This window comes from Kitasatospora sp. MBT66, from assembly GCF_000710405.2.
GTDB classification, from domain to species: domain Bacteria; phylum Actinomycetota; class Actinomycetes; order Streptomycetales; family Streptomycetaceae; genus Kitasatospora; species Kitasatospora purpeofusca.
Genome location: NZ_JAIY01000009.1, coordinates 64,529 through 70,586 on the forward strand (window position 1 = coordinate 64,529; position 6,058 = coordinate 70,586).

Annotated in this window: 2 protein-coding genes; both read right to left on the reverse strand. The window is 77.4% G+C overall.

Translation table 11 applies throughout. The annotated features are described in order from the left end of the window. Nucleotides 1-3,888: beta-ketoacyl synthase N-terminal-like domain-containing protein (locus BI06_RS45550; protein WP_158516461.1), on the reverse strand; the 3,888-nt coding region annotated here is incomplete at its 3' end. Nucleotides 3,889-3,892: 4 nt separating this feature from the next. After that, nucleotides 3,893-6,058: SDR family NAD(P)-dependent oxidoreductase (locus tag BI06_RS24365; RefSeq protein WP_149030464.1), on the reverse strand; the 2,166-nt coding region annotated here is incomplete at its 5' end.

Genomic DNA, 6,058 nt, shown 5'->3' on the forward strand with positions numbered 1-6,058 from the left:
TGGCGCCGCCGGGATGTCGACGGCGGCCACCGCGGCGGCCAGCGCCCCGGCGTCGGACAGGTCGGCGAGCGGCAGCACCAGCTCCACGCCCCGGGCGCGCAGTTCGGCCAGCGCCGGTTCCGCGGCGGCGTCCGCGACGGAGCCGGCGGAGCCGAGCAGGGCGATCCGGCGCGCCCCCAGGTCCGCCAGCCGGCGGGCCGCCGCCAGTGCCACCGGGGTGGTGCCGCCGGTGACCAGGTACCCGGCCCGGGCCCGGACCACCGAGCGGGTCGGCGGCACCGCGAGCTCGGGCGCCGGCTCCGGACGCAGCACCAGCTTGCCGGTGTGCCGGGCGTGCGCCATGGTGGCGAACGCCTCCCGGGCCCCGGCGAACGGGTGGACGGTGACCGGCAGCGGTCCGAAGCCGCCGTCCTCGAATCCCCGCACCACCTCCTCGAACAGCTCGGCCAGCAGCTCCGGTTGGGCATGGAAGGTGTGGTCCAGGTCGACCGCGAACAGCGCCCGGTTCGCCTTCAGGCCGCCGAGGCCGATCGGACTGTCGTCGTGGATGTCGCGCTTGCCCAGTTCGACGAACCGCCCGCCCGGCGCCAGCACCGCCAGGCCGCGCCGCAGCGCCTCCCCGGTCAGCGAGTTGAGCACCACATCGACCCCGCGCCCGCCGGTGGCCGCCGCGACCTCCGCCGCGAAGTCCGTCGAGCGGGAGTCCATCACCAGTTCCACGCCGCCGAGTTCGCGCAGGAACCGGCGCTTGGCGGGCGTCCCCGCGGTGGCGAACACCCGCGCCCCGCACCGTCGGGCCACCGCCAGCGCGGCCAGGCCCACACCGCCGCTCGCCGAGTGGATCAGCACCGTCTCGCCCGCCCGCAGCCGGGCCAGGTGGCCAAGACCGTACACGGCGGTGAGGAAGGCCACCGGTACCGCCGCCGCCTGCTCGTCGTCCAGCGCCGACGGCCGCGGCGCCACCAGGTGCTCCTCGGTGGTGGTGTAGGCCGCGAGCGCGGACGGCGCGACGGCCATCACCCGGTCGCCGACCCGGAAGCGCTCGACGCCCGCGCCGACCGCGCTCACCCGGCCCGCGCACTCGACCCCCAGCGGGACCGTCCCGGCCGCGCCCGGGTAGGCGCCCATCGCCTTGAGCACGTCGCTGAAGTTCAGCCCCGCCGCCGCGACCTCGATCTCCACCTGGCCGGGGCCGGGCGCGGTCCGCTCCCAGCGGGTCGGCGTCAGGCTCTCCAGCAGACCGGGCCGGACCGCCAGCAGCCGCTGGTTGGTGTCCAGTTCGGGGTCGAACGGCCGTCGCTGCCAAGCGGGTTCGGTGCCGTCCGCGGAGTCCTGCGGCACCCGGACCGGCGTGTACCCGACCGGTCCGCGCAGCGCGGCCGGGCCTTCCCCGGCCGGGCGCAGCAGTACGTCCAGCAGCCGGGCGGCGTCGTCCCGCGCCGGGTCCGGGTCGAGGTCCACCAGCAGCGGGCGGGGCACACCGGTCCCGGCCGAGGCCACGCCGGCCGCACCCCACAGCAGCGCCTGCGCCGGGTCGGGAGCACCGTCCCGCTCCGTCACCCGCTGCGCGCCACGGGTCAGCACCACCAGGCGCGGGGCACCGGGCAGCCCCTCGCCGGCCAGTTCCCGCACCAGCGGCGGGGCCGGGCGGAGGGCGTCCTCCCGCGCCGCCGGGGGCGGGAACGGCACCGGGCCCGCCGGCGCCGGTCCGGCGGCCGCGTCCAGGCCCCAGGCGTACAGGACCCCGGCCCACGGCTCGTCACCGGCCGCGCGCAACTCCTTGAGCAGGGCGGCGAGGTCCTCCGGCCGGGCCGGGTCGAGCTCGTACCGCAGCGGGTCGATCCGCCGGGAGCCGCTGCCCGGGGTGACGGTCACCCAGCTGCCGCGCCGGGCGACGAGTTCGGCGCCCAGGGCGCCGGCCGTGCCCGCGCGGTCCGCGAACAGCAGCCAGCGGCCCGGTGCGCCGGCCGGCGCACCCGTGCCGTGCTCGGCCTCGGCCCACTCCAGGGCGAACAGGGCGCGCCCGGCCCCCTCCTCGGCGGACGGCCGCGTCTCGGGAACGACGGGCGTCTGCGTCTCGGGAACGGCGCGCGTCCGGGTCTCGGGAACGGCGGGAGCCTCGGGGGCGTACCGACGGCGCTGCCACGGGTAGTTCGGCAGGTCCAGCACCGACCTGGGCAGCCCCGCGAACCCGCTGTCGGCCCCGTCCCGGTCGTGCTGCTCCCGCTCGGCGAGCACCACGCCGGACGGCGCACCGCCCTCGGCCAGCCCGCTCAGCGCCCGCAGCGCGGCGGCCCGGTCGGCGGCGGCGATTCGCGCCCGCCAGCGGTGCCGGGCCCGCCCGGCACCGGCCGAGTAGGCGAACGCCGGGTAGGAGCCGTCCGGCAGCCCGGCGAGCCGCCCGTGCAGGGCGCCGGCCAGCGCCCGCACCGCCTCCGGGGTCCGGGCGGAGAGCTCGAAGCCCGTCACCGGAACGGCCCCGGCCCCGGCCTCGGACCTGGCGTCGGCCCCGGCCTCGGCCCCGGCGGCGTCCTCGGCAGCGCCCAGGATCACCTGGGCGTTGGTGCCGCCCATGCCGAAGGCGCTCACCGCCGCGTGCCGCCCGCCGCGCTCCGGCCAGGGCCGCAGGGAGGTCGGCAGGGTGATGGCGGTGCCGTCCAGGTCGATCAGCGGGTTGAGGGTGCCGAAGTTCACCAGCGGCGGCACCTCGCGCCGCCGCAGGCACAGCACCGCCTTCACCAGGGCGATCACCCCGGCCGCGGACTCCGGGTGGCCCAGATTGGCCTTGACCGAGCCGACGCTCAGCTCCGCGCCGCCGTTGCGACGGCCCAGCGCGGCGGCGATCGCCTCCATCTCGATGGTGTCCCCGAGCGAGGTACCGGTGCCGTGCGCCTCCACCAGGCCGATGTCGGCGGCGGTGAGCCCGGCGTCCGCGAGCGCCGCCTCGGTCAGCGCGACCTCCGACAGCACATTGGGCGCGGTGAAGCCGGTCGAGCGGCCGGTCTGGTTGACCGCCGAACCGTGCACCACCGCGTGCACCCGGTCGCCGTCGCGCCGCGCGTCCTCCAGGCGCTTGAGCACCAGGACGCCGCAGCCCTCGCCCCGGGCGAAGCCGTTCGCCCGGGCGTCGAAGGGCCGGCACCGCCCGTCCGGCGACAGGGTGCCCGCCAGCTGGTGCAGCCGGGTCGCGCGCGGCGACAGCACCAGGTTCACCCCGCCCGCCAGCGCCACGTCGCACTCCCGGCGGGCCAGCGCCTGGCGCGCCAGGTGCACCGACACCAGCGAGGAGGAGCAGGCCGTGTCCACCGTGATCGCCGGACCGGCGAGCCCCAGCGCGTACGCCACCCGGCCCACCGTGAAGCAGTGGCCGTTGCCGCCGGCCCAGTGGGTGTCCAACGCGCCGCTGTGCCAGTCCCAGTACTCCTGGCCGGTGATCCCGACGAACAGCCCGGTGCGGGCCGCGTCCAGCCGGTCCGGCGGCAGCGCCGCGTTCTCCAGCGCCTCCCAGGCGACCTCCAGCAGCAGCCGCTGCTGCGGGTCGACACCCCGGGCCTCGGCCGGACCCATGCCGAAGAACTCCGCGTCGAAGTCCATCACCTCGTCCAGGAACCCTCCGCTGTGCGGCAGTTGCTCCCACTCGGCGGCGAACGGCCCGCGCCGCCCGGCGGGCAGCGGGCCCACCAGCTCGCGGCCCTCGGCCAGCGCCGCCCAGTAGCCGTCCAGGTCCGCGATGCCGCCCGGCAGCCGCAGGCCGATGCCGACCACGGCCAGCGGGCCGGTGCCACTGGCGGCGTCCAGCTGCGCCCGCAGCTTGCGGACGGTGTCGAGCGCCCGGGTGAGCGGGGTGGGCGCGGGCGCGGCGGTGCCGTTCTGCTGCTGCTCCGTCATGCGCTCAGCCCTCGCCTTCGGTAGCGCCTTCGCCCGAGGAGTCCTCGCCCGCCGCCGGATCGCCCAGCAGCCGTTCGGCCAGCACCGCCGACAGCGCCCGCGCCGAGCCGTACGTCCACAGCAGCGTCGGCGACAGCCGCAGCCCGAACGCCGCCTCCAGCCGGTTGCGCAGCTCCAGACCCATCAGCGAGTCCAGCCCCAGCGACTTGAACGGCGTGTCCCGGTCGATCGCCCCGGCCTCCAGTCGCAGCACCCGCCCGGCCAGCTCCTGCACCTTGGCCTCCAGCAGCTCCGGCCAGCGCTCTTGCGGCGCCCCGCGCAGCTCGGCCAGGAAGGCCGCGCCCGCGCTGCTGCCGCTCCCGCCGTGCCGGGCCAGCTCGCGCAGCGCGCTCCAGCTGTCCAGCGTCGCGGTGTCCGGGTACGCCTCCAGGTACTGCCGCAGGTCGATCGGCACGTACGCGACCACCTGCTCGTCGGCGCCGAGGAACCCCTCCAGCGCCCGCCACGCCTCGGCGGTGGAGAAGCCCGCCATCCCGCGCTCCGCCAGCCGGGCCCCGCGGTTGTCGTCCGCGGCCGCCAGTCCGACATCGCTGAACGGGCCCCACTGCACACTCAGCGCGGGCAGCCCGCGCCGCCGCCGGTCCACCGCCAGCGCGTCCATGAAGGCGTTGCCCGCCGCGTACGCAGCCTGGCCGGCGTTGCCGAACAGCGCGGCCGCCGAGGAGAACAGCAGGAAGAAGTCCAGCGGATCGCCCTCGGTCGCCGCGTCCAGGTGGACCGCGCCGTCGACCTTGGGCGCCAGCACCCGGTCCAGCTGCTCCGTCGTCAGATTGAGCACGGTCGCGTCGTCCAGCAGACCGGCGGCGTGCACCACCCCGCGCAGCGGCGGCAGTTGCTCGTGCACCCGGCGCACCGCCGCCGCGTCGGCGACATCGGCGGCGAAGGTCTCCACCAGCACCCCGCGCGCCCGCAGCGCCCCGATCCGGGCCGCCGCCTCCGCCGTCGGCGCCGAGCGGCCCACCAGGGCCAGCCGGCCCGCGCCGCGCCCGGCCATGAACTCCGCCAGCGACAGGCCGAGCGCCCCGAGACCACCGGTGATCAGATAGGTGCCGTCGCCCCGGAACCGGCCGTCCCGCAGCGGCTCCGGCGCCACCTCCGTGACCGTCGACGGGTCCGACAGCACGAACTTCCCGATGTGGTGGCCGTGGGACATCTCCCGCAGCGCCTCGGCGGCCCGCGCGAACGGGTAGGACAGCACCGGCAGCGGCGCCAGCTCACCCGCCTCGACCCGCTCCCACACCTCGGCGAACAGCCGGGTGAACAGCGCCGGCCGCCGGGCGATCACCCCGGCGAGGTCCAGCGAGGCCAGGCCGATGCCCTTGCGGAACGCGTCCAGGGCCAGCGTGCGCCCGCCGTAGATGTCGGCCTTGCCGACCTCGACGAACCGCCCGCCCTCGGCCAGCACCTCCAGACCCAGCGGGATCGCCGCGCCCGTCAGCGAGTTGAGGACGACGTCCACCCCGCGGCCGCCGGTCGCCGCCCGCACCTCGTCCGCCCAGGAGAGGTCCCGGGAGTCGAAGACGTGCCGCACACCCAGCTCGCGCAGCCGGGCCCGCTTGTGCGCGCTGCCCGCCGTGGCGAGCACCTCGGCGCCCAGCAGCCGCGCCACCGCGATCGCCGCCAGCCCCAGCCCGCCCGCCGCCGAATGGATCAGCACCGTCTCGCCCGGCAGCAGCGAGGCCAGGTGCCGCAGGCCGTACCAGGCGGTGATGGTCACCGCCGGGAACGCCGCCGCGTCCGCGTCCGCCATCCCCTCCGGCACGTGCTGCGCGTGGTCGGCCAGGACCGTCCAGTGGGTGGCGAGCGCCCCGCCGCTGGTGCAGGCGACCACCCGGTCCCCGGGGGCGAAGCGGGTCACGCCCGCGCCGGTCCTGGTCACCACGCCCGCGCCGTCCAGACCGAGCAGCCGGGCATCGGCCGTCGGGTCCGGGTAGGTGCCCATCACCTTCATCACGTCGATGAAGTTCAGCGCCGCCGAACCCACCGCGAGCTCGATCTCCCCGGCGCCCGGCGCCCGCCGCTCCAGCGGCCGGAACGCCAGCCCGTCCCAGGTGCCCCGGCCGTCCGGGGCGAGCCGGAACGGCTGCGGGGCAGCCGAGCGCCAGCGCGG